Origin of the sequence: Bacillus sp. FSL W8-1143 (assembly GCF_037965155.1) — a bacterium.
Classification (GTDB): Bacteria; Bacillota; Bacilli; order Bacillales; family Bacillaceae; genus Bacillus; species Bacillus pumilus.
This window is the reverse complement of the sequence record NZ_CP150182.1, coordinates 775,202-798,976: the sequence shown is the minus strand read 5'-3', so window position 1 is coordinate 798,976 and position 23,775 is coordinate 775,202. Positions and strand designations below refer to the sequence as shown.

The 23,775-nt window shown below is 42.3% G+C and carries 22 protein-coding genes; 8 read left to right on the top strand and 14 right to left on the bottom strand.

Annotated elements, in window-relative coordinates; genetic code table 11:
* Positions 1 to 21: 21 nt before the first annotated feature.
* The 6 genes from ribD to NSQ36_RS03780 form a co-directional block, all read right to left on the bottom strand.
* Positions 22 to 1,107 (bottom strand): bifunctional diaminohydroxyphosphoribosylaminopyrimidine deaminase/5-amino-6-(5-phosphoribosylamino)uracil reductase RibD, encoded by a 1,086-nt coding sequence (ribD, locus tag NSQ36_RS03805; protein WP_339206818.1) that lies wholly within the window; start codon positions 1,105 to 1,107, stop codon positions 22 to 24.
* Positions 1,108 to 1,383: 276 nt separating this feature from the next.
* Complete coding sequence (locus NSQ36_RS03800) at positions 1,384 to 3,141, bottom strand: WD40 repeat domain-containing protein (protein WP_050945775.1); 1,758 nt, start codon at positions 3,139 to 3,141, stop codon at positions 1,384 to 1,386.
* A gap of 4 nt (positions 3,142 to 3,145) precedes the next feature.
* Complete coding sequence (locus tag NSQ36_RS03795; protein WP_050945774.1) at positions 3,146 to 3,949, bottom strand: SUMF1/EgtB/PvdO family nonheme iron enzyme; 804 nt, start codon at positions 3,947 to 3,949, stop codon at positions 3,146 to 3,148.
* A gap of 33 nt (positions 3,950 to 3,982) precedes the next feature.
* Complete coding sequence (locus tag NSQ36_RS03790; RefSeq protein ID WP_052465529.1) at positions 3,983 to 4,708, bottom strand: GTP cyclohydrolase II; 726 nt, start codon at positions 4,706 to 4,708, stop codon at positions 3,983 to 3,985.
* Between the two features lie 278 nt (positions 4,709 to 4,986).
* Positions 4,987 to 5,643, bottom strand: coding sequence for a methyltransferase domain-containing protein (locus NSQ36_RS03785; RefSeq protein WP_003214095.1), 657 nt, complete (start codon positions 5,641 to 5,643; stop codon positions 4,987 to 4,989).
* A gap of 950 nt (positions 5,644 to 6,593) precedes the next feature.
* Positions 6,594 to 6,941 (bottom strand): general stress protein, encoded by a 348-nt coding sequence (locus NSQ36_RS03780; protein WP_003214326.1) that lies wholly within the window; start codon positions 6,939 to 6,941, stop codon positions 6,594 to 6,596.
* Positions 6,942 to 7,162: 221 nt separating this feature from the next.
* Here NSQ36_RS03780 and NSQ36_RS03775 point away from each other — a divergent pair, with 221 nt between their 5' ends.
* The gene (locus tag NSQ36_RS03775; protein ID WP_003214189.1) at positions 7,163 to 7,552 is read left to right on the top strand and encodes a YfmB family protein; all 390 of its coding nucleotides are present in this window, start codon (positions 7,163 to 7,165) and stop codon (positions 7,550 to 7,552) included.
* Between the two features lie 108 nt (positions 7,553 to 7,660).
* Entirely contained in the window at positions 7,661 to 8,665 is a 1,005-nt protein-coding gene (locus NSQ36_RS03770) for an NADP-dependent oxidoreductase (protein ID WP_003214060.1), read from the top strand.
* 35 nt (positions 8,666 to 8,700) lie between these two features.
* On the opposite strand, the gene NSQ36_RS03765 is transcribed toward NSQ36_RS03770, so the two are convergent.
* Complete coding sequence (locus NSQ36_RS03765) at positions 8,701 to 9,843, bottom strand: DEAD/DEAH box helicase (RefSeq protein WP_003214170.1); 1,143 nt, start codon at positions 9,841 to 9,843, stop codon at positions 8,701 to 8,703.
* Positions 9,844 to 9,995: 152 nt separating this feature from the next.
* On the opposite strand from NSQ36_RS03765, the gene NSQ36_RS03760 reads away from it, so the two are divergent.
* Entirely contained in the window at positions 9,996 to 11,549 is a 1,554-nt protein-coding gene (locus NSQ36_RS03760) for an ABC-F family ATP-binding cassette domain-containing protein (protein WP_044141251.1), read from the top strand.
* A 211-nt stretch (positions 11,550 to 11,760) separates the two neighbouring features.
* Here NSQ36_RS03760 and NSQ36_RS03755 read toward each other — a convergent pair whose 3' ends face one another.
* From NSQ36_RS03755 to NSQ36_RS03745, 3 genes are all read right to left on the bottom strand, one after another.
* Entirely contained in the window at positions 11,761 to 12,951 is a 1,191-nt protein-coding gene (locus NSQ36_RS03755) for an MFS transporter (RefSeq protein ID WP_003214465.1), read from the bottom strand.
* 56 nt (positions 12,952 to 13,007) lie between these two features.
* Entirely contained in the window at positions 13,008 to 13,433 is a 426-nt protein-coding gene (locus NSQ36_RS03750) for a MerR family transcriptional regulator (protein ID WP_003213966.1), read from the bottom strand.
* A gap of 146 nt (positions 13,434 to 13,579) precedes the next feature.
* Complete coding sequence (locus NSQ36_RS03745) at positions 13,580 to 15,463, bottom strand: ABC-F family ATP-binding cassette domain-containing protein (protein WP_003214335.1); 1,884 nt, start codon at positions 15,461 to 15,463, stop codon at positions 13,580 to 13,582.
* 133 nt (positions 15,464 to 15,596) lie between these two features.
* On the opposite strand from NSQ36_RS03745, the gene NSQ36_RS03740 reads away from it, so the two are divergent.
* Together NSQ36_RS03740 and NSQ36_RS03735 are read left to right on the top strand one after the other, a co-directional pair.
* Positions 15,597 to 16,664 carry a glycosyltransferase family 2 protein gene (locus tag NSQ36_RS03740; RefSeq protein ID WP_003214241.1) on the top strand — a complete coding sequence of 356 codons (1,068 nt, stop codon included), beginning with the start codon at positions 15,597 to 15,599 and terminating at the stop codon, positions 16,662 to 16,664.
* 186 nt (positions 16,665 to 16,850) lie between these two features.
* Entirely contained in the window at positions 16,851 to 18,242 is a 1,392-nt protein-coding gene (locus NSQ36_RS03735) for an amino acid permease (RefSeq protein WP_050945768.1), read from the top strand.
* A gap of 36 nt (positions 18,243 to 18,278) precedes the next feature.
* On the opposite strand, the gene NSQ36_RS03730 is transcribed toward NSQ36_RS03735, so the two are convergent.
* Both NSQ36_RS03730 and NSQ36_RS03725 read right to left on the bottom strand, forming a co-directional pair.
* On the bottom strand, positions 18,279 to 18,512 hold the full coding sequence (locus tag NSQ36_RS03730; RefSeq protein WP_024424583.1) for a hypothetical protein: 234 nt from the start codon (positions 18,510 to 18,512) through the stop codon (positions 18,279 to 18,281).
* Positions 18,513 to 18,518: 6 nt separating this feature from the next.
* Entirely contained in the window at positions 18,519 to 18,776 is a 258-nt protein-coding gene (locus NSQ36_RS03725; RefSeq protein WP_003213975.1) for a hypothetical protein, read from the bottom strand.
* 65 nt (positions 18,777 to 18,841) lie between these two features.
* Here NSQ36_RS03725 and NSQ36_RS03720 point away from each other — a divergent pair, with 65 nt between their 5' ends.
* A complete protein-coding gene (locus NSQ36_RS03720; RefSeq protein ID WP_137055408.1) occupies positions 18,842 to 19,321 on the top strand; it encodes an Hsp20/alpha crystallin family protein in 480 nt (159 codons plus the stop codon).
* Here the strand turns inward: NSQ36_RS03720 and NSQ36_RS03715 are convergent.
* Positions 19,302 to 19,529 carry a hypothetical protein gene (locus NSQ36_RS03715; protein WP_050945766.1) on the bottom strand — a complete coding sequence of 76 codons (228 nt, stop codon included), beginning with the start codon at positions 19,527 to 19,529 and terminating at the stop codon, positions 19,302 to 19,304. The two genes, NSQ36_RS03720 and NSQ36_RS03715, sit on opposite strands and share 20 nt — an antisense overlap.
* An 83-nt stretch (positions 19,530 to 19,612) precedes the next feature.
* Here NSQ36_RS03715 and NSQ36_RS03710 point away from each other — a divergent pair, with 83 nt between their 5' ends.
* Positions 19,613 to 19,966, top strand: coding sequence for a hypothetical protein (locus NSQ36_RS03710; protein ID WP_137055410.1), 354 nt, complete (start codon positions 19,613 to 19,615; stop codon positions 19,964 to 19,966).
* 5 nt (positions 19,967 to 19,971) lie between these two features.
* On the opposite strand, the gene NSQ36_RS03705 is transcribed toward NSQ36_RS03710, so the two are convergent.
* Positions 19,972 to 21,387: a DASS family sodium-coupled anion symporter gene (locus NSQ36_RS03705; RefSeq protein WP_251191551.1), complete on the bottom strand. Its 1,416-nt coding sequence runs from the start codon at positions 21,385 to 21,387 to the stop codon at positions 19,972 to 19,974.
* A gap of 260 nt (positions 21,388 to 21,647) precedes the next feature.
* Between NSQ36_RS03705 and NSQ36_RS03700 the strand changes: the two genes are divergently transcribed.
* The gene (locus NSQ36_RS03700) at positions 21,648 to 23,687 is read left to right on the top strand and encodes a penicillin-binding transpeptidase domain-containing protein (RefSeq protein WP_212046302.1); all 2,040 of its coding nucleotides are present in this window, start codon (positions 21,648 to 21,650) and stop codon (positions 23,685 to 23,687) included.
* Positions 23,688 to 23,775 lie beyond the last annotated feature (88 nt).

Below are 23,775 nucleotides of genomic sequence, written 5' to 3'. Positions count from 1 at the left end.
TCCATACACAAGGTCTTTGTTTCATTGAAATCTCATCGTCATTTTTAAATCTTTTCCTACCATACTATATTCAATATCCGCTGGACGGATCGCCTCTTTTAGTTTTTTCACACCCTCTCCTTCAAAGAAAGTAGGTGCGTCTTTCCCTCCGATCAATAAAGGCGCCATATAGATAACGGCTTCGTTCACAAATGATGCTTCTAAAAATGACGCACTCACACTGCCTCCTGCCTCAACAAGCACTGACATCACAGAGCGCTTCTTCAACATGTGTAACACATCCTGAAGATCTGTCCGATGTTCTCCGCTTGTGACAAATACTTGATGTCCTTTTTGTATCAGCTGATGATACTTTTTTTGATCGTAGTTTTGTGATGTACAAATAATGGTTTTCGCCATGTGATCTGTTAAGCATTTGGCATGAAGCGGAATTCTTAATGTGGAATCTAAAATGACACGAATGGGCTGGGTCATGATTGAATCTTTCACAATAAGACCTGCATCATCTTGAATAATCGTTTCGACACCTGTTATCACAGCATCTGCTTCTTGGCGCAATTGCTGCACTTCTTGCCTCGCTTCGGTTCCTGTGATCCATTTGCTTTCAAGTTGAGCTGTAGCAATTTTCCCATCTAATGAAATGGCTGATTTTAAGATGACGTAGGGAAGGTTTGATTGAATGAAATGAAAAAAAGGCACATTTAAGCGATCCGCCTCCTGTTTACATATTCCTTCATCTACTTCGATCCCTGCTTGTTTCAACACGGTAATCCCTTTCCCTGCTACAAGCGGATTCGGATCTTGCGTCGCAATGACTACCCGTTTCACACCACTTTTGATAATCGCTTCGGTGCAAGGACCCGTTTTCCCATGATGCGAACAAGGTTCGAGCGTTACATACAGATGAGCTCCTTCTGCCTTTTCTCCTGCCATGTGCAGTGCATGAATTTCAGCATGAGGTTCGCCCGCCTTCATATGAGCACCCATTCCAACAATTTCACCTTGCTGCACAATGACTGCACCGACAAGCGGGTTTGGGGAGGTTTGCCCTTTCATTGCCTTTGCGTTGGCAATCGCCAGTTTCATATAAAACACATCGTCTTTCATGTGAGTCTCCTTTCTTCTCTTTCAAGGGAAAGAACTCCTTCAGGAAATGAAGGAGTTCTATTCTCATATTTTTTCCATCCGTTTCTTTTCAGAACGATCATAGTAAGGCAAGGAATAAAAAAGTTTATATGATGCTCGTTGTTTACAAAAACAGCATTTGCGACATTCATATTTATTAATGAGGAGCACATGCGGACAATTGAGTACAGTCAGACCTTTTTTCATATGTTCCTTGCAAACACTTATCATGAGAATCCCCCGCTTACATTCTTTTTCTTAATGAGAGATTACTTCTTTTGGAAATTGTTCAAATAAGCGCAGTACTTCGGTATACGTGCCATCTTCTCGAATATGATAAATCCCACCATCATACGAGCTTGCGTATACATCATTGCCTAATTGTCTGATGGCACTAATTCCATTCTTGGCAATTCTAATTGGGCCGGTATTGACCCCGAGCTCTGGATTCCACACAACGATATAGCCCCAATAATCTCCGCTCACAATATAGCCAGAGTCTGTGACAGAGACCGATTTAATCGAATACTGGTGTTCATTATGCTGGTCTAAAATTCTTCCTGTATGCAAATCAAACAATCTCACATTCTTGTCACGGCTGACAATGGCAATACGATCTCTTTTGCTATCAATGAATACGTCATTTAATAGCTCAGTCGCCCCGATATATTTCGCTTTTAAAGACAAGCTCTTCTTATCTAAAAGACAGATGGTTCCTTCTACCGCAGCTGTGATGATATGATCTCCTTCTACTTTTAGTGCTTTCACAGCACAATCGTGTGCTTTGGAACGGCCAACTTCCTTTAAATGCTCCGTCGAAATGACATGTACATAGCCGCCGTAAGTTCCAATATAGAATTGCCGATCCTCCTCGTGGAAATACACACTGTTGACCGGCCCTGTATTGAGATCAAACGAAACCATTTGCTGTAATGATTCATGAACAATATGCACCTGACTTGCATGATCTCCCCAAGCATAATAGCTTCCATCTCGTGCGACAGCCACTCCATTTGTTAAAACGCCTGTCGATTTAGCGATTTCAATCCCATTCTTTCTGAATTTTCCGTCATCTGATGCTGTGATGATATCTCCCGCATCAGTCAGTGCAATATCATTAATAGATGGTGTCGCCATTTCGATCTCATCTGATACCACTTTCCCCTTTTCAATAGACCATTCACAATACGTTTTTCCAAAGCTGGCTCCTAGGATGGATTTCTCATCCTCCGTCCAGACAAGCGAGCGCTCCCACTGATATTTATGAGGGAGAAGAGTATCAACCAAATCCCCTGTTTCGTAATTCCACAGCTTAATTAAATGGTCATAGCCTGCTGTCAGCAAGTAATTGCCGCTTGGAGAAAAGTTCACACGCTTGACGCCCTGTAAATGAGCTTTGATGATTTTTTTCTCCTGTAAAGTCACCGCATCATAAATAATAACGGTGCCATCGTCTCTGCCAAGTGCGAACACTTCTTTTTGATTGCTGCCGCTGATTGTGTCCAGCTCATAATCAAACGGACCGATCTCCCCTACAATTTCTCCTGTATCATACAGCCACACAAGAACATAGCCATCATCACCTGTTGTATAAGCTTTATCGCCATGTATCCATACAGCTAATACATCCTTGCTATGTCCATGAAATTCTCTTAGGATGGCTCCTGTTTCGATATCCCAGACTAAGCATCGTCTATCTCTAGATACCGATACAAGCAACGTATCCTGCTTCGCAAAAGCAACGGCTTCTACATCATCCGCATGACCAAACAGGGTGCGAATTTGAGTATGAGTACTTGTATCAAACAATTGAATGGTATAGTCTGACGATGCACTCGCTAAATACTTTCCGTTTTCAGAAAGAGATAAAGAGTTAATGATATGCTCGTGACTTCCAATAAACGTTCCTTCTCCTGTCGCCCGGTTCCACTGATAAATACAGCGGTCATAGCCGCCAGTGTAAACAATTTGGTCCTGCTGAGTTGATAAAACAGATGTAATTGGTCCTCTATGCATAGTTTTACACTCCCACCTTTATATGTTGTTTTTGACGAGTCATTACACGAAAGCCAGTAAATCGAAAAACAGGGTCTGGGTGCTTTCCGTGTCTTCTGGCGACTCTGCATAAATCTCCGCCTCTTGCAAAGGAGCCGCCTTTTAAAATGTAGTAATCACTGCCAAGCGTTTCCGTTAAATCATCTACGACCTCAATGCCGCCTTCGTACACATGATATTTGGTGTTGACCCATTCCTCGACGTTGCCCCCCATATCATAAAGACCGAATAAGGATCTGCCCTTTTCGTAATGGCGGACAGGCGTCGTTTTTTCGATATTTGATTCGTACGTATTACAGGAAGAAGGGTCAAACTCATCTCCCCATGGGTATTGATTTCTCGTGTTACCCCGGGCAGCATATTCCCATTCTTCTTCAGTAGGAATCGACACGTCTATCCCAAGTTTCCCGCTCAGCCACTGACAGAATGAGAAGGCTTCCTCAATCTCCATTCCCCACGCCGGATGATCTTTCCCGCCGCCAAGCTCTTGATTCGTTAAGCTCTCCGGGTACGACTGGCCTGTTTCATCACAATAGCTTTGATACCATTCATTGGTGACGACCGTATCTGAAATGAAAAATTCATTGATATACGACTGATAGGATGGAAATTCTTTATACAGCCATTTTTGAAATTTTTTCTCACGGCCGTAAGTTGGATTGAGAAGCTTGTCCTTCCAGAATTCTGATGCCTTTTTCATATCTTCTTCATTACTTCCGATTGTTGCATAGCCGCTTGGGATTTGAATCCAATTGATTTCAGGTTTCACGCTTTTCTCCCGCCTTCTTTAAAGTAAACTCATCTACTGATTAATTAATTTTTTCTCATCGACCATATGCCCTGAGGCTGCTTTTGCTTTTAAATAGGCTTCATTATAGAGAGAGGCTTCGACCGTATGATCAAACCGTAAAACAGGAAGACCGTAAGCAGCAATGGAATCGACTTTATCTGGATTGTTCGTTAGGAGATGCATTGGTTTCCCTTTGTTTAAATAGTGCAGAACAGCCGCTGCCTCCTCGTAATGCCGATCATCATCGCCGCAGCCAATCAGGCGGTTGGCTTCAAAAGTATCCAGCTGCATTTCCTGTAATTTATACGTCAATGCTTTCGCCATTAGCCCAATTGACCGCCCTTCTTGATTGGCCATATAGACGAGCATGCCTTTTCCGTAATCGGTGATTTTCTTCAGCGATAACGCAAGCTGTGGACCGCAGTCACATTTCAGTGACCCAAACACATCCCCTGTTTGGCAGACACTATGAATTCGCACAAGCGGCGGCATTTCATTTTCAAAGTCGCCAAATAAGAGACAAGAGGAAAAGGTTTGCTGCGCGGTACTCATTTGGACAATAGATTCGATCGTTGGTTTTGTCTCCCCTTCAACAGGTGCGAAGGCATACCATTTAAATGGCACTTCTTCATGTTGAATGGAGATTGGCAGGTTCACTGGCCCCACGAGCAAATAGTTTTTTTCTTGAAAGGTAAAATGATGAATCATTGATTGCAATTCATCTACAAACTTGTTCATTTGTCTCCCCCCTATTCATCGCTGCACCCAAATCGACTCCGGTAGCGCAGTGATGGTGATGAATATGTGCCTGCACTAATAGCTTAAAAGAACATGGATGTGCGTTTCCTCTCATCGTTCAAACCTTGATTCCACCTATTCTAGCGATATGTCAATCTAGGTCTTTTCCAGTACAAAGGAGCAGAATTCTTGGTTCATAACGCCTTTCCCTTACATGTTGCGCACAGGCTGTTTCTTAGAATGAACACCTCTGCTACGTTTGAGTGTTCACCTTTGTACTAGATTTTGACGGCAATGACATGATGCTGGCTAATGCCGGCTTTTGCTTTTAATGGTGTAATCGATACAAGCTCCAGACCTGATGAACAAATTCTTTCTCCAAGCTGAGAGTCTGAAAACGAAAAGTGGAAACGGCCATCCTCTCCGATTAATCCTGTTCTCCACTCTTCTCCCCATACAACAAGTGAGAAGACGCCGCCTTCATGAAGCAAAGAGGAAACCTGTTTTAAATAACGCTCATGATCATCAGGGTGCTGGTGATGAAAGCAGCCATGATCTAAAATTAAATCAAACTGCATCCCTCGACCCTGGCCCATCGACCAGGACATAAAATCTTGATGAACAAAATGGACAGGAACCGTTTCTCTTTTCTGTAATCCTACCCACTCCTCATGCTCATACAGGTCGATGCCGACATATGCGGAAAGCCCGCTTAAATGTTCAAGTGCCCGGCCGTTCCCGCACCCGATATCCAGCACAGAAGCAAGTGCATTCTTTTCCCTTGAACGCCATGCCTTTAGTGACACCACGGCTGCATCTGTTAAAGATGGATCAGTAGACCACATATCTGTTCTTTTCTCATAATGTTCTTGAAATGCCATTCGCATTTTTTCTAGATACAACCCACTGTCTTCATGGTATAAAGCCTTTTTCATCACAGGACCTCCTTCTATTTAAAATCGACTTTCCGGGCAAAGGTCATTTTCAAGCCAAACACCTTATGTTAAAATGAAAGATGGATTTTTTAGGAAATCTATTTTCTGAAAAAGGAGAGAAGCATCCCACATGTTCACTCTTCTTTTTCAGCATGCATCCTCATATGCAGCCATTTGACAGCTGCAGCGCCTCAGCTTGTTCTCTCTTTTTTTCATATGAGTTCACCTCCTTCACCGTTCGATCAACTCACTGCCTTTCTTGAAAACGCTTTCTCTATTGTGCAGGAATACGACGTCTTTTAATTATCTCTTGCAAAGTGATCATATTAGAAAGATCATCTACTGTTTAAATCGACTATCATTTCTTCTTCATGTAAAAAACCATTTTCTTGTGTTTTAGTAGAAATTTCCCGAGTGCTTTTACCTTGGTTTTATGCCACCACCTATCACTAGAGTGTGCCTAGAATAAACCCATCAGAAATTTAACAACTACTTCCATAACAACTGGAATAAGCCAAATATATTGTTTTTAGATTATTTTGTCAACAAATTATTTCCTAAACATTAAAATGAATTTTCTAATTGAAAATACAGGTATTTTTCGTGGTTTTTTGACCTCAAAACACTTATTTCTACATAAAAACACAACATAAACCAATAGAACTAAGAAATTTATCTACTAAATTACACAAGATTCCCATTACATTTTGAAACAAAATTGAAAGATACAATAATTATTTCCCGAATAGATTTTTGTGATATTTTGACTATTCCTTTCTCATTTCCTATCATTTTCTTTGGTATATCTGCATTTTCAATTAGATGATTTACTGTTTATTCCAATCTGCTGTTTTTTCTTAATATAGTAAAAAAGATGCATCCTCTCCTTCAGAGATGAAGGCATGAAAAAAAGCCCCTTACGAAAGTAAGAGACTTTTTTCAGTTGGCGATTATGCCCAAGTTTTCACTTTTTCATGGTCTGTCACAAAGAGAAGGACTTTCCCTTCGTCTAAATGTTCTTCAAATGTTTCAGCTTCTTCTTTAGAGAAACCAATTTCATGGATTTTATTTCGGAGCTCATCGCCCTTTTTACTAAAGATGTTCCCAACAGCATGTTTCAGTCCAACTTCTCTTGGACCTATCGTATTGGCATCTGCGTTTCCAGCAATACGCTCTGTACGATCATCGTCATGGGACAGAACATAAATGTCCTCTCTTGCAACACCGAGTGATTTTAATTGCTCTACATCTCTTTGAAGTGTTTCATCATTTGAATACTCTCTTACAACAGGTTTCATTTTATATTCCTCCTTTAGCGTCTTACGAATCTTTTACCCGTCACTTTTATCATTAAACCTTCCTTGAGCACATCCATTTTACATTGTGTACTAGCCATGCCTATTGACTTATTTTTGACAAAAACCCTGTAAAAATGACTAAATTTTCAGAAATATTATGTTCATCCCTGCTATTTTGGTGTACAATTCTTGTACTGGAGGCTAGAAATGAGGTAGAGCTGATGTATTACTTTTCAGCGGAGCAGCAGTTTAATGCTTGGGTTGTCAGTGATTTGGTGAAACAGCTTTTTCAAAAGTGGAATCCTGAAGAAGCAAAAGCAAAGCCGCTTACATTGTTTGCTGAACAGCACTTTCGCATCTCCATTGATTATCTCTTTTCCATCATTATTAACATTGGAGATATCGAGTCAATTGAACAAGATCCACAAGACCTGTTGTCCTCATACTTGAATATCCTTTTTCCTTTTGTGACGCGCGATATGATGAAAGCCTCCATGCAAAATGCGAACGAATATTTATTAAAAGAACGTGATGCGGACGTGTATCAGCTGTTTGGCTGTCTGCCACCGCTCCTCTCTGTTGACTTCCAAAAAAGTAGTCCTCATCTCTGAGATGGCGGCTGCTTTTTTGTATGTGCTTGAAATAGACCGTATGTTTTGAATGAAAAGAAGCATCATGTTAATGTAAATCTAGGTTGCAAGTGAAAGGGAGGATTTGACATGAGTCAACAAAAGCAAATTCAATTAGCCAAACGTCCACAAGGATTACCTACAAAAGATGTTTTTCATTTTGAAACAGTCGATATACCTGTGCCGCAAGATGGTGAAGTCTTGATTCAAACGAAATATGTTTCTGTAGATCCTTATATGAGAGGACGAATGCAGGATACAAAATCCTATACACCTCCATTCAAGCTAAATGAAGTGATTCAGGGCGGTGTTGTCGGAGAAGTTGTCGAGTCTAAATCGTCTCAATTTGAAAAAGGTGATTTTGTTCTTGGATTCCTTGGCTGGCAAGAATATTCTACAGCCAAAGCTGAATCTCTGACTAAAATTGATCCATCCATTGCGCCATTGTCCTATTATTTAGGCATTTTAGGCATGCCAGGACAAACCGCTTATTTCGGTCTTCTTGCGATTGGTCAGCCAAAAGAAGGCGAGACCGTTGTCATTTCTGGGGCCGCAGGTGCTGTTGGTTCCGTTGTTGGGCAAATTGCTAAGATCAAAGGCGCTCACGTCGTTGGGATTGCGGGATCTGATGATAAGCTGGCTTATTTAAAAGAACTGGGTTTTGATGAAACGATTAATTATAAAACAACAAATGACTTAGATGATGCTATTGCAAAGGCATGCCCTAACGGCGTCGATGTGTATTTTGACAATGTAGGCGGCGAAATATCTGATGCTGTGATGAATCATTTGAACCGCTTCGCACGTATTCCAGTGTGCGGCGCGATTTCGTCTTATAATATTAGCGCAAGCGAGGACATCGGACCGCGTGTGCAAACAAAACTCATTAAAACAAGCGCATTGATGCAAGGCTTCATTGTTGCCAACTATTCAGATCGTTTTGAAGAAGCAGCAAGAGATCTCGCACAATGGGTAAAAGAAGACAAACTGACTTACAAAGAAACAATCATTGAAGGCTTTGACAACATTCCTGATGCATTCCTCGGACTATTCAAAGGGGAAAATGTCGGAAAACAGCTTGTCAAAATTTCATAAAAAGAAAGGACCCTCCATGTGGAAGGGTCCTTTTTCTATGCTTGCTTTGGCGCAAGATGCAGCTGGCCTTGCTTATAAACAATTTCCTGAAGCGAAAGATTCAGCTTTTTCGCCATTTTTTTCAGCATTGATTGCTCTTGAGGTGTGACAAGACTGATGACAGCCCCTTCTTTTCCTGCGCGACCGGTTCTGCCTGAACGGTGGATATAGCCTTCTTCGTTTGGCAGGTCGGCATGGATCACATACGGCAGATCGTCAATATCGATGCCTCTTGCTGCGATATCCGTTGCAAGAAGAAGCGGGAATTCACGCTGTTCAAATTCCTTTAAGATGATAGCACGCTCTGCTTTTTTCGCTTCACTATGAAGGACACCGAGGTCGACATGGTGATATGCTAATTTCTCTGCATAAATGCTTAAATTCGTAATATCACGCACAAAAACGAGCGCCTGCATGTCCTCAAGCCGTGATAGCTTTTGCAGTAGTTTCACTTTGTCACGCTGGTCACATAACAGATAATAGTGTCCTACTTTCTGCGCTTCTTCCTCGCTTCTGGCAATTTTCAATACTTCTGGTTCAGTTGTCATTTCTTTAATCAGTTGAACCGTTTCGTCTTTCAGGGTTGCAGAAAAACAAAGAATTTGTCTTTCTTTTAATGTGGATTTAATAATCGCTTGGATCGTTTTCATATGCTCTGGCACAAGAAGCTGATCTGCTTCATCTAGCACGATCGTTTTGACTTCGTGCATTTTCAGTTTCTTGATTTTGATTAATTCTTGTACACGGCCAGGTGTTGCGACAACGATGTTCGGGTGTTTCTTTAGTTTTTCCTGCTGCTTTTTAATGTTCGCTCCACCAATCAAGGAGATCGCTTTGATGTCTGATCCTTGTTTGAACTCTTGCACGACATCAAAAATTTGCATCACAAGCTCTCTTGAAGGTGCCAAGATTAAGACTTGCGGGTGCTTGATATTCACATCGATTTTATTTAAAAGCGGCAACACATACGCCAGTGTCTTCCCCGTTCCCGTAGGCGATTCTGCAATCACATCACGCTTCTCCGTAATCCATTCTGCTGTTTTTTCTTGTATAGCTGTTGGTTTTTCAAAGCCAGCCGCTTGGAAGTTCTCTTGTATAAATGGCTTTGCTTCTTTCAAAAATGCCCAATTTTCTATCATGTCGATCTCCTTTATCCTCATTCAATCTATCCTTTAGTATCTCAAAATCAGCTTTGAAACGCAATTTTTCTTTTGATGCTTTTATCGAGCCGGACAGTTCGATATAATCATGAGAGGCACTAGCCGTTTTGAATCTATTTGAGGTGTAAAAAATGATATTATCTGTTAAAGATTTAAGCCATGGCTTTGGCGACAGAGCCATTTTTCACGAAGTCTCCTTCCGTTTATTAAAAGGCGAGCATGTCGGCTTAATTGGCGCCAACGGTGAAGGAAAGTCAACGTTTATGAATATTATTACTGGCAAGCTGGAGCCAGATGCAGGAAAAGTCGAATGGGCAAAAAATGTCCGTGTTGGCTACCTTGATCAGCACACTGTGCTAGAAAAGGGCAGAACGATCCGCGAAGTCCTTCAGGATGCATTCCACTATTTATTTTCCATGGAAGCAGCGATGAATGACATTTACGGCAAAATGGGTGAAGCCGATCCTGATGAGCTGGAAAAGCTGTTAGAGGAAGTGGGCGTTATTCAAGATGCGCTCACAAACAATGATTTCTATATCATTGATTCCAAGGTTGAAGAAATAGCCAGAGGTCTTGGGTTAACGGATCTCGGGCTAGACCGTGATGTGACGGAGCTGAGCGGCGGGCAGCGTACAAAAGTATTGCTTGCGAAATTGCTGTTAGAGAAGCCAGAAATTCTCCTTCTCGATGAGCCGACCAACTATTTAGATGAGCAGCATATTGAGTGGCTGAAGCGCTATTTACAGGAATATGAAAATGCGTTTATCCTCATTTCACATGATATTCCGTTTTTAAACAGCGTCATTAACTTGATCTATCATGTTGAAAATCAAGAGCTCACGCGCTATGTTGGTGATTATGATCAATTTAAACAAGTGTATGAAGTCAAAAAGCAGCAGCTTGAAGCAGCTTATAAAAGGCAGCAGCAGGAAGTCGCTGAATTAAAGGACTTTGTTGCAAGAAACAAAGCACGTGTCAGCACAAGAAATATGGCCATGTCCCGTCAGAAGAAACTGGATAAAATGGATATGATTGAACTCGCAGCAGAAAAGCCAAAGCCTGAATTCCACTTTAAGACGGCACGGACTTCTGGGAAATTGATTTTTGAAACAAAAGATTTGGTCATTGGTTATGATGAACCGCTCTCTCGTCCATTAAATCTGAAAATGGAACGCGGGCAAAAAATTGCGTTATACGGCGCTAACGGGATCGGAAAAACGACATTGCTGCGAAGTCTCCTTGGAGAAATCTCGCCAATTTCGGGTGAGGTGGAACGCGGAGAATTCCTTCATATTGGCTACTTTGAGCAAGAAGTAAAAGAGCAAAACAGCAACACCTGTATTGAAGAGGTATGGGGCACCTTCCCTTCTTACACGCAATATGAAGTGAGAGCCGCTCTTGCAAAATGCGGATTAACGACAAAGCATATTGAAAGCCGCGTGTCTGTATTAAGCGGAGGAGAAAAAGCAAAAGTCCGTCTTTGCAAGCTGATCAACGAAGAAACCAACTTACTTGTTCTCGATGAGCCGACCAATCACTTGGATGTCGATGCAAAAGAAGAACTAAAACGTGCATTAAAGGAATACAAAGGGAGCGTCTTATTGATCTCTCACGAACCTGAATTTTATCAAGATGTAGCCACTGAAACTTGGAATTGCGAATCTTGGACGACCAAAGTATTATAGGCTTCAGATTGTTGACAAAGGGCTAAAATGATCTTTATTTTAGCCCTTTGTCTTCTTTTCAGCATGATAGAAAACCTTTGAAGTCTAGGAAGGACGAGTACCGGAGTGGAGCGAATTGAACATTCGTGAGCACCGGAACGCAGTCCTGACAAAGAATGCGAGGGTTTGTCTACACGCTGAGCCATAGATGCAGATATATGGCTTTTTCTATTTAATGACCTGCTTGAATATTGATGAGATGCTTACGACCAATCAGCAGGATGATCATGCCTAACAGAACGACAGCCGCCCCAACATAGTAAGGGGTGCTTGCTGTATAAGATTCAGCAAGTACGCCGGCAATCCAAGGAGCAATCGCGCCCCCAATAAACCGTACAGCACTGTAAGAGGATGAAGCAATGGAACGCTCAACCGGTGCTGATCCCATCACAGCGGTCGTGAGCACAGTATTGATCATGCCAAGAATACCCCCAGCAATGACAATTCCGCAGATGACGACGACTACATGTGAAGTCCAGATCCCAATACCGAATAAAATCACAGCAAACGAAGCAAACAGAACCACAAGAGAAGTCAATGTCCCAAGCTTGCGATGAATGACCGGCGCTGAGAAGACGGATGTCACAGCTAAAAATAGTCCCCATCCAAAAAAGACATAACCAAGACCATGCTCATCCAGATGAAGCACAAATGGCGAATATGCTAAAAGCACAAAGAAACCAAAATTGTATAAGAAAGCGGCAGATGCCATCGTTAAAAGCCCTTTATATTTTAACGCCCCGACAGCCTCGAATAATTTCACCTTTTTCTGAGGTTTTTGCATCGGTGGAAGCATAAACGTAATGGCTAAAAGAGCAACAAGCATTAATACCGCAACGCCAAAGAATGGTCCGCGCCAAGAGATCGTCCCAAGCTCTCCGCCAAGCAGCGGTCCAACCGAAATCCCAAGACCTAGTGCAGCCTCGTATAAAATAATGGCCTTCGCACTTCCTCCAACAGACACGCCAACAATGACAGAGAGAGCCGTTGAAATGAATAAGGCATTCCCAATGCCCCATCCGCCTCTAAAGCCGATTAATTCGTTAATCGTTGAAGAGGTACCGCCTAAAGCAGAAAAGACAATAATAAAAATAAGTCCGATTAATAACGTCCATTTCGCACCAATCCGACTAGAGAGAAAGCCGGTAAAAAACATCACAAAGCCGGTCACAAGTAAGTAGCTCGTAAATAAAAGAGAGACCTGACTTGGAGATGCATCTAATTGTGATGCAATGGCCGGCAAAATCGGGTCCACAAGTCCTATCCCCATAAATGAAATCACACATGCAAAGGCAACAGCCCAGACGGCCTTCGGCTGTCTAAGCAGACTTGTACGCTGTTTTAACACTTCTTCTTCCTTCATTCCATCAGAACCTTTCCTTCAAATGTTGACAAAATAAAATAAACACACAGAGGTGTTTATTTTTGTAATTGCTCAATTGCATGAGCCGCTTTATCTTTCATCGTTTCAAGATCCTTTTTAAAGGATTGAATCGTTTCAAGCTTTTTTGTAATCAATTGATGCTGCACAGTCAGCTGCGCATCCATATCTAACAGCTTCTCTAATCGTTCCTTCGGATCAAGCGACAGCAAATAGCCTTCTTTATTTAGCTCTAGCTGTTTTCCTATTTCCATAAACGATTGAAGCTCTTGTAAAGAAAAGCCGAGTACCTCTTTTGCCTGCATCACTTTCTCTAGTTCTTCCATGTCGTCCTCTGAGTACAGTCTGACACCGCCCTCTGTCCGCTTTGGTGCTGATAATAAACCAATCTCTTCATAGAAACGAATCGTCCGTTTCGTCAGCCCGCTTCTTTTCGCCACTTGATCAATTTTCATCCATTCCATTGCCAGTGCCTCCTGCTCATCAATTCATGATTTATTATACACCTTTATAACCTTAACGTAAACGTAAATGTTTGAGTTCTTGATTCTCTCGTATTTTGATGTAAAGCAAAAAACCTGTAGAATGTTCTACAGGTTTCATATTAGGATTAACCCTCTAATTCCTCAATCATGATCGACAGTTCTGTCCAGCGGTCCATTGCTTGTTCTAGTTCTTCAGCAACGGCTTTTTGTTCGTCCATCAGTTCTTGAATTTTCCCAAAATCACTGCCTGCTTCTGCAATGCTGGCTTCAAGCTGCTGATGTTTTTCCTCTAATGCCTGAATCCGGTCTTCAATTCCGTCCCATTCAAGCTGATCTTTATAAGAAAGTTTTTTTCTCTTTTTAGGCGCCGCTTCTACTTGTTTCTCAGCAGGCTTTGTCTCTGTCCGCTTCGCCTCTTTTTCTTGCTCCATGTAATCGCTGTAAGCACCTTGGTAGTGTGAAATGCGGCCATTTCCTTCAAAGACAAGCAGACGGTGAACCACTCGGTCTAAGAAATAACGATCATGCGATACGGTCATGACAACGCCAGGGAACTGTTCTAAATAATCCTCTAAAATGCTAAGTGTCTCCGTATCAAGATCGTTCGTCGGCTCATCTAGAAAGAGAACATTCGGTTCTTCCATTAAGACTTTCAGTAAATACAGTCTGCGGCGTTCTCCCCCTGACAGTTTGCGAATAAACGTCCGCTGCATGGATCTTGGGAATAGGAACCGTTCCAGCATTTGCTCTGCTGTCACTATGGCGCCATCAGATGTCTTAACGATTTCAGCTGTTTCCTTGATGTATTCAATGATCGTCAGCTCTTCATCCATTTCCTTGTGATCCTGCGTGTAATAGCCAATACGAACGGTTTGTCCAATCGTCAATTGTCCTGAAGTCGGTTCAATTTTACCCGCTAGACAGTTGAGAAGCGTCGTTTTTCCGACTCCATTCGGTCCGATAAACCCAATCCGGTCGCCCGGTACGACTAAGTCTGTAAACCGCTCCACAAGGATCTGGCCAGCAAAGGAAATCGACAAGTCTTCTGCCTCTATGACTTGTTTTCCTAGGCGATGGGAACCGATGGCGAAATCCAGCTCTCCCTTCGCATCAGGCCCTTTTTGATCCATCAGCTCTTCGGCTCTGCCGATGCGTGCTTTCTGCTTCGTCGTTCTTGCTTTTGCCCCTCTTCTCAGCCATGCAAGCTCGCGTCTGAGTAAGTTTTGACGCTTCGTTTCTTTTACCTGAGCTTCGGCTTCTCGTTCCGCTCTTTTTTCTAAAAAGACTTCATAATTTCCTTTATACGTATAAAGCTGTCCTTGATTCAATTCATAAATTCGATTGGCCACACGGTTGAGGAAATAACGATCATGCGTCACCAGAATGACAGCACCGCTGTATTGACTCAAATATCCTTCTAGCCATTCAATCGTTGCATTATCGAGATGGTTGGTTGGCTCATCTAAAATCAGCAATCCCGCAGGCTGAATTAAATTTTTAGCAATCGCGACACGCTTTTTCTGTCCGCCTGATAAGGCATGAACAGAACGGCTCACATCTTTGACGCCAAGCTTTGTCAAAATCGTTTTGGCTGACAGGTTCGCATCCCATGCGTCTTCCTGATCCATTCGATTTTGCATGCGCATGAGCGCCTCTTGTTTTGCTTCATTTTGCGGATCATGCTCTAAATCAGCGAGTGCCTGTTCATATGCCTTCATCGTTTGAATCATGGGTGCTGTTCCAGAAAAAATGTAATCGAGAATCGTTTCATCCCCGTTCATTTCAGGGTCCTGCTCAAGAAATTCGATATCAAGTGTCCCTGCCTTCGTGATGTCACCCTCCTCAAACGATTCAAGTCCTGCAATGACCTTTAGGAGCGTTGACTTTCCTGTTCCGTTTGGTCCAATCAATCCGATGCGTTCCTTTGGTTCTATATGAAAAGAAATATGATCAAACAGCGTTTTCTCGCCATAGGTTTTATATAATCCTTCAACATTCAATAAACTCATTTTTATCAGCCCTTACATAGATTCTTCCTTTATTCTAAATCAGCCAGTAGCAGAAAACTAGTTTTAAAAAACCTGCTGCTGAAAAGAATGTTTCCTTTTGCTGCTCGATACACTATGAAGAGGTGATCTAAAGATGGTAACCATTAGCTTATGTATGATCGTGAAAAATGAAGAGGAGGTGTTAGCGGACTGCCTCTCCTCTGTTCAAGACATTGTCGATGAGATGATCATCGTTGATACAGGTTCAACAGATCGTACGAAGGAGATTGCTCACTCCTTTTCAGCACAGGTACTTGATTTCGAATGGGTTCAGCATTTTGCCAAAGCCCGCAATTTCGCTTTCTCACGTGCAACGAAAGAGTATATTTTATGGCTTGATGCAGACGATGTTCTGCTAGAAGAAGACCGTCAAAAATTTCTTCAGCTCAAAGAGACACTCGATCCTTCGGTAGATGCCGTCTCGATGTTTTATCATGTGGGATTTGATGAAGACGGTCGGGTGAATTTTAAATATAGAAGAAATCGCCTAGTGAAGCGTGCCTTAAACTTTCAATGGTACGGAGCCGTTCATGAGTATCTTCAAGTGTATGGCAACATCTTTCCAGCCGATATCGCCGTCACACACCAAAAGCGTAAGAAAACAACCGCTGGTGAGCCTGGGCGCAACTTGCGAATTTATGAAGATATGCTGGCAAAGGGAGAGAACATGACACCCCGTGATCTCTTTTACTTTGCCAATGAATTAAGAGATAACAAGCAGCATGTCAGAGCGATTCGTTTTTATCATGAATTTTTAGCGACAAAACAGTGCTGGATTGAGGATGAAATTCGCGCATGCCAATATTTAGCCGACTGCTATTATGCGGTAGGTTTCGAGGAAGCGGCTTTATCCTCATTATTACGTTCTTTCTTATATGATCAGCCTCGGCCAGAATTTTGCTGCCGGATCGGGGATCATCTAAAAATTCAAAATAAACATCAGGCAGCGATCTTTTGGTATGAGCAGGCGCTGAAGGCTCCTGAAAACGAAGCAGCCTTCACACTCACACAGTATAAAACGTGGTATCCTCACCTTCAGCTTTGCTATTGTTATTATCAGCTCGGCAATTTGGAGAAAGCCAAAACACATCACCTTGCCTCCGCCGCCCATAACCCCACTCATCCAAGTGTGCTGTATAATGAAAAAATATTTACTAAATAGACATAGACTATCTATCGCCACATCCGCCTTCCATCTCTTGGCGGATGTCTCTTTTTAAGCACAAATTCGATTGTGGCGTTTAATACTTTAGTGATTTAAAGCGTTCTCCAACCAATTGACTAAATTATCATTTAAGCATATACTAACACTCGTCTTACGAAAAGATTTATCCATTAGGAGGTCAACATGAGTTCTTTATTTCGAAAAAAGTCTCTCGACCAGCTCATGCTTGAAAGTCAAACGAAGCGGCTCAGCCGATCGTTAAATACGTTTGATTTAATCTTGCTTGGCATTGGCTGCGTGGTCGGGACTGGTATCTTTGTGATTACGGGGGTTGCTGCTGCGAAAGATGCGGGACCTGCGATTATTATATCTTTTATTTTAGCTGCGATCGCATGCGCCCTTGCTGCTTTTTGCTACGCTGAATTCTCCTCGTCCATTCCTGTGTCAGGAAGCGTCTATACGTATTCCTACGCAACACTTGGGGAATTTCTCGCCTTCTTAATGGGCTGGGATCTCATGCTTGAATATGTCATTGCGCTCTCTGCTGTAGCAAGCGGATGGTCGTCCTATTTTCAATCACTGCTCAGTGGATTCGGTCTGCACATACCGAAGGCATTATCAGCTGCACCTGGAGCCGCTGATGGAGCCGTCTTTAACCTTCCAGGCGCACTCATTATTTTGCTCATCACCTTTATCGTCTCAAGAGGCGTCAAAGAAAGCACGAAGCTGAATAACATCATTGTGCTGATTAAAATTGCCATCGTCCTTCTCTTTATCATTTCTGGCTTTGCTTACGTCAAACCTGAAAACTGGACACCTTTTATGCCGATGGGCTTTCACGGCGTGATTGCTGGAGCGGCGACTGTCTTTTTTGCTTACCTTGGATTTGATGCAATCGCTAATGCGTCTGAAGAAGTCAAAAATCCTCAAAAGGCGATGCCAATCGGAATCATCGGTGCGCTCGGTGTTTGTACGATTTTATACATTGGTGTTTCATTCGTCTTAACAGGCATGGTTCACTATACGAAGCTGAATGTCAGTGACCCTGTCGCATTTGCTCTTCAAGTTGTTGGCCTGAATAGTGTGGCGGGCATTATATCCGCAGGTGCTATTATCGGGATTACGACAGTGTTAATTGCACTTGTTTATGCTCAAGTTCGCTTAACCTTTGCCATGAGCCGAGATGGACTCATGCCGAAAATCTTTTCAAACGTTCATCCAAAATCGAAAACACCAGTTGCCAACACTTGGCTCACAGGTGCTGTTGCGGCATGTATCGTTGGATTCGTTAACTTATCTACGCTAGCGAATTTAGTCAGCATCGGTACACTTGCAGCCTTTACGGTGATCTCTATCGCTGTGATCGTACTACGGAAAAAACATCCGAATATGAAGACAGCTTTTAAAGTACCTTTTGTACCTTACCTTCCCATTATTAGTGCGGTCATTTGTATGATATTGGCTGCTACACTGAAATGGGAGACATGGAGAGCCTTCCTGATCTGGGTGGCCATTGGTGTCGTTGTCTATTTCACCTATGCAAGACGAAAAAGCCATCTGAATGAAACAAATTAGAAAAGAGACACGGGATTCCCGGTCTCTTTTTTTTGCTTAAACCACGCTGTTTTTGACTGAATTTGAGTCCACCATATCTGGATCTAACACGCTTGAAATCGGTATGACAAGCGGTGAACAATCTCCATTGTCCTCTCCAAATCCTTGGTTCAATTTCATTGAGAGAAAATAATCGATCTGCTGATAAGGACCTAGCGTCAGTGATGCACCCCGATCCATTGCATTGATTTTAAAAGCACCGACATTGACAACTGAGGGTGAGAATAACATCACACGTCACTTCCTTTGAATGGGTTTAGCTGCTGGTGAAAAAGAGGCAGGTGAGTCCACTTGATCTCGATCATCTACATGGCTTTTTGTCCCGACAAAACCGCTCGCATCTCCAAAATTTTGTCCGTACCCCTGATTTTTTTTATCTGAGTTTTGCCACTCTGCTAACAAATTTTGTCCGACATTCACCGCCGATGCATTTTCAAAGGAATTAATTTTTAACATGAAAATATTAATATTGATATACGGAGTTGGTTGAACCACAGATAAACCTCCTTTTTATAGGTATATGCAAGCACCCATCAAGTATGTTAACAGGAGGTCTTCACATGGACTTCGAAAAAATGAAGCAGTGGATGGATATTGCCCAGCAAATGCATGGGGATGATTTTTGGAAAATGATCTTCGATGATGAGCAAAGATCTCCCTTTATGGCAAATGGTCCGTCTCCCTTTACATTCACTCAGCAGGATCAGCGCGGCCCAGACGCGTCGTTTCCACCAATCGACATGGTGGAAACCGCGACAGAAATTCAGTACTTAATTTATTTACCTGGCTACCGAAAGGAAGATGTACAAGTGTTATCATATGGTGAATATTTGGTTGTGAAAGGACAGCGTCTTTCCTTTTTTAATGAGCAGGATTTTCGCCAAAAGCAGGGGAAGTATGGTCCGTTTGAAAAGAAAATCCGGCTTCCAGAAATGATTCTTGGACAAATGAATGCGGCCTTTAAAGACGGTGTGCTTTATATCAGGCTGCAAAAGGATGAAGGAAAAGCGACTGCTATTATCATAGATGACGAATATTGATACTCACGGCGTCGATTTGATCACGATCATCAATCGATTCAATCGGAAGGATCGTGATCACGCCATCAGCATTCTGTTCCCCAAAGCCATTGTTCCTTTTGATCGTACTGCAATGATTGCGAACAAACGTCGAACCAAACGTCATGGATGATCCTGTGCCTATCGAGTTCGTTTTCATATGAGCAATGTGAATCTGAGTAGGCAGCATGTGCGTCTCCCCTTTCTTGTCATCTCTATAAGTATATATCTCACAGCTTTTCCATAGACTAGATCAAGGCAGAAGAAAAGGTTGTGGTCTACTTGAAACATTTCATTCTATCACTCTTTAAAAAAACTGAATCCAGTCCATCCCCCTCTGTCACCGAGCTGGAGAAAAGGCTCACCGCTCTCGAGCAAAAAATGTCCGCACCAGCTTCTCCTGTCTCAGAGGATACACACATTCATATCGAATCCCTGCATGTGGACAAAATTGATTACCATTTAGAGTTTGGGGAGCTTTCCATTGATCAGCTTCAAGGCAGGCTCAATATTGGGGCAACCTATTACACGCCAAAGGACACGCACATCAAAAAATCAGCACCACCACCGAAGCCAAAAGAAACAAAAACACCAACAGTCTCGATTCGATCAAAGCCATCTTCTTAACCCGCTCAGCTTTTAAGCACAATCGGGAGCCAGAAATACACCGCAAGGACAATCACCACAATACTCATGATATTTAACCAAAAGCCTGCCCTGACCATATCAGATATTTTCAGCACGTCCGCACTAAAGACAGCGGCATTTGGCGGTGTGGAAATCGGCAGCATAAACGCACATGAGGAAGCCAAAGCAGCCGCAGCCATTAACCCATAGGGCTCGATGCCAATCGCAAGCCCAAGCCCTACCGTAATCGGAATAATCATATTGGCAACAGCTGTATTTGACATAATTTCAGTCATAAACAAAATCGCTCCCGTTAAAATGATCAATAGCATGATATACGAAAGCCCATTTAAATGCTGTAGATTTTCCCCGATCCATCCTGTTAGATTGGTTTCTGCAAAGCCCGTAGCGAGTGAAAGCCCACCTCCAAACAAAAGCAACAGCCCCCATGGTAGCTGTTTCATATCCTGCCATTCTAATATTCTCTCTCCGTTTGTTGCTGGAATGAGAAATAACAGCATGGCACCGAAAATGGCGATAGATGTATCAGATACGGTGATCCCTCCAAACAAAAAGAGCTTAAAAATCCACAAAAACGCCGTCATAAGAAAAACACCAAACACCCATTTCTCCTCTTGTTTCATTTTCCCTAAATTCTCTAATCCCTTTCGAATGAACTTTACACTCATTTCACCTGTGTGCTCTACTTTGAACTGTACCTTGGTCAAATACAGAAATAAGAGAATGAGCAGAATCATCGCAACAGGAAAACCAAACAAAAACCACTCAAAAAACATAATTTCCCGATCTAATAGCTTTTTTGACATTGCAGCAAACACAGCATTTGGCACAGACCCAACAAGTGTTGCCAAACCACCAATTGACGCTGAATACGCAACCGACAATAAAATACTTTTACTGAATCGCTCAAGAGATGGACCAGCTAAGATGTCATTAGCCTTGACCTCTTTAATCACAGCCAGTGCCACCGGAAGCATCATCAGGGCTGTCGCTGCATTTGAAATCCACATAGATAAAAAAGCAGTCGCAATCATGATACCTAATACAATGCGGTCACTTCGTGTGCCAATCACCCTTAAAATGTGTAAGGCCATTCTTCTATGCAGATTCCATTTTTCAATGGCAATTGCAATCATAAATCCTCCCATGTACATAAAAACGATCGGATCTCCATAAGCTCTTGATGTCTGTTCCATAGAAAGCCCGCCAAGTGTCGGCAGTAGGATGATGGGCAATAAAGATGTTGCAGGTATGGGCAGTGCTTCTGTCACCCACCATGTAGCCGTCCAAGCGGTAATGCCCAAGACTACCCTCGCAGCATAGGTCAATTCATTTTCAGGTATGAGAAAAAGAATGAGCAAGAAGAGTGCCGGTCCAAGAACAAGTCCAATCACATTCACCTTTTTATAAACGATAACAATTCCCCCTATTGAAAGCGTTAGTATATTTTTCTATTTTTTCACATTCGATGATCTCTTAAGAAATCCTTTAAATCATAAGAAAAAATGAAGATATCTTTCATAGAAACAAGCTATCATTTTCGTCCCTTTCCCAAAACCATGACATCGTGCCTTGGTCTATTTTCATAGGAGAAACTATACAAATCACGACCAATCACTGTAAAATATAGAGGATCTAATCAAAAATTGAGGTGTTTTCATTGTATACGGATCAACGAAAATCATTTTGGAAACAGAAAAAAGTCATGATCCCCATTCTTAGTATCATCGTAGTTGCTGCTGCTTTCTTTTTCTTAAAAGATTCTCTTTTTTCAAAAGAAAAAGAAGCTTTAAAAGCGGCTCAATCCTTTACGAAACAAATGGAGAAGAAAGACTTTACAAGGCTGGCTGATGAGGTAACAAGTGCGTCTTTGAAAGCCAATGACTTCTCAAAAAAACAACTAGCCGAAAAATACGACAATATCTTTAACGGAATTGGTGCTTATGATCTGAACATATCAAAGCTCAATGTTGAAAAACAGGACAAAGGAAATGGGTATCAATTTTCCTATGATGTGACAATGAAAACGTCATTGGGCAAGCTGCACAAGCTTTCTTACAAGGGCGTTCTCTCAGAAGAAGATGACAAATGGAAAGTCGACTGGAAGCCAAATCTCATCTTCCCGCAAATGGAGAAGGGAGATACCATCAAGGTCAAATCAGACCCTGCTGTCCGTGGAAACATCGTCGATCGAAAAGGGCGTACCCTAGCAGAAACAACTGGTGGAAGCGCACTTGGCATCATCCCAGGAAAGCTTGGCACAGGGGAAGAAAAAGAACGCAATATCAAAAAAATCAGCAAGGCGTTTGATTTAGATGAAGAACTAATCGACAATCAGCTGAAACAAGCATGGGTCACAGACGACACGTTTGTCCCGCTCAAATCAATGTTAGAACAGAAGCCGATTCCAAAGGATATAAAAGGCGTCACCTATCAATCGAAGGAAATGCGTTACTATCCTTATAACGAAGCCGCTGCCCATCTCACCGGCTATGTCGGGAAAGCAAATGCAGATGATATCAAAAGAAATCCGGCATTAAAAGCAGATCAAATCATTGGCAAAACCGGTCTTGAATTCACATTTGACAAAAACTTGCGCGGACAAGATGGCGGAAGCATTTTGATCGTCCATGATGAAACAGGCATTGAAGAAACATTGCAAAAGTCAGATCGACAAGATGGAAAAACAGTGAAGCTGACCATTGATGCCTCTTTACAGAAAAAAGCCTATGAACAGCTGAAAGGTGAAAAAGGGGCCGTCACGATCATGAATCCATCATCGGGGGATCTATTAGCGCTTGTCAGCGCCCCTTCCTATGATGTCAATCTTATGACAAATGGGATCACACCTAAGCAATATCAGGCATACAGTGAAAACCCAGATCTCCCCTTCCAAGCCCGGTATGCGAGCCGGTATGCACCAGGGTCCACATTCAAAACCATTACAGCAGCCATCGGGCTGGAAACAGGTGTCACAAAGCCTAATAAAGTACGCACCATCCATGGACTGAAATGGCAAAAGGATCAATCTTGGGGCAATTATCGAATTACACGGGTTCACGATAAAGAGAACGTAAATATGGTTGATGCCCTCGTGTACTCAGATAATATTTACTTCGGACAGGAAGCACTGGAAATTGGCAAAGACACCTATGAGAAAAAAGTGAAAGCATTTGGGTTTGGCGAAGATTTGCACATGCCATTTACAATGAAACCAGCACAAGTATCAAACGACGGCATTCAATCGGACATCTTACTTGCTGACTCAGCATATGGTCAAGGCGAATTACTCATGTCACCGATTGAACAAGTACATGCCTATTCTCCATTTGCAACAGGAGGCAAGCTTGTCTATCCTCGAGTCGTTCAAGATGAGAAAACAGCATCACCAAAACAAATCATCAAAGAAGACTCGGCAAATACAGTGAAAGACGCGCTCACTCAGGTCGTGACGAGTCCAAACGGTACAGCTCACTCCTTACAAATTGAAGGAGCTGACATTGCCGCTAAAACAGGAACGGCAGAGCTGAAAAGCAAACAAGGAGCGACAGACGGTTCTGAAAATGGATTTTTACTTGCTTTTAATCCTAAAAAAGAAGATTACGTCCTCGTCGGCATGATTGAAGGTGTAAAAAATCGCGGTGGTAGTGGACTCGTTATTCAAAAAATGAAGCCTGTCATCGCAACTTTTTATAAGTAACCATTTAGAGACACAAGCGCTTGTGTCTCTTTTTTCTAAATCATGACAATTTGCTATTGTTTTATAGTTCACCTTATGAATAAAATGA

Excerpts from the sequence above, each read along its gene's own strand:
- ribD (WP_339206818.1), bottom strand. The coding sequence starts at position 1,107 with ATGAAAGACGATGTGTTTTATATGAAACTGGCGATTGCCAACGCAAAG.
- NSQ36_RS03800 (WP_050945775.1), bottom strand. The coding sequence starts at position 3,141 with ATGCATAGAGGACCAATTACATCTGTTTTATCAACTCAGCAGGACCAA.
- NSQ36_RS03790 (WP_052465529.1), bottom strand. The coding sequence starts at position 4,708 with ATGAACAAGTTTGTAGATGAATTGCAATCAATGATTCATCATTTTACC.
- NSQ36_RS03785 (WP_003214095.1), bottom strand. The coding sequence starts at position 5,643 with ATGAAAAAGGCTTTATACCATGAAGACAGTGGGTTGTATCTAGAAAAA.
- NSQ36_RS03780 (WP_003214326.1), bottom strand. The coding sequence starts at position 6,941 with ATGAAACCTGTTGTAAGAGAGTATTCAAATGATGAAACACTTCAAAGA.
- NSQ36_RS03775 (WP_003214189.1), top strand. The coding sequence starts at position 7,163 with ATGTATTACTTTTCAGCGGAGCAGCAGTTTAATGCTTGGGTTGTCAGT.
- NSQ36_RS03770 (WP_003214060.1), top strand. The coding sequence starts at position 7,661 with ATGAGTCAACAAAAGCAAATTCAATTAGCCAAACGTCCACAAGGATTA.
- NSQ36_RS03765 (WP_003214170.1), bottom strand. The coding sequence starts at position 9,843 with ATGATAGAAAATTGGGCATTTTTGAAAGAAGCAAAGCCATTTATACAA.
- NSQ36_RS03760 (WP_044141251.1), top strand. The coding sequence starts at position 9,996 with ATGATATTATCTGTTAAAGATTTAAGCCATGGCTTTGGCGACAGAGCC.
- NSQ36_RS03755 (WP_003214465.1), bottom strand. The coding sequence starts at position 12,951 with ATGAAGGAAGAAGAAGTGTTAAAACAGCGTACAAGTCTGCTTAGACAG.
- NSQ36_RS03750 (WP_003213966.1), bottom strand. The coding sequence starts at position 13,433 with ATGGAATGGATGAAAATTGATCAAGTGGCGAAAAGAAGCGGGCTGACG.
- NSQ36_RS03745 (WP_003214335.1), bottom strand. The coding sequence starts at position 15,463 with ATGAGTTTATTGAATGTTGAAGGATTATATAAAACCTATGGCGAGAAA.
- NSQ36_RS03740 (WP_003214241.1), top strand. The coding sequence starts at position 15,597 with ATGGTAACCATTAGCTTATGTATGATCGTGAAAAATGAAGAGGAGGTG.
- NSQ36_RS03735 (WP_050945768.1), top strand. The coding sequence starts at position 16,851 with ATGAGTTCTTTATTTCGAAAAAAGTCTCTCGACCAGCTCATGCTTGAA.
- NSQ36_RS03730 (WP_024424583.1), bottom strand. The coding sequence starts at position 18,512 with ATGTTATTCTCACCCTCAGTTGTCAATGTCGGTGCTTTTAAAATCAAT.
- NSQ36_RS03720 (WP_137055408.1), top strand. The coding sequence starts at position 18,842 with ATGGACTTCGAAAAAATGAAGCAGTGGATGGATATTGCCCAGCAAATG.
- NSQ36_RS03715 (WP_050945766.1), bottom strand. The coding sequence starts at position 19,529 with ATGCTGCCTACTCAGATTCACATTGCTCATATGAAAACGAACTCGATA.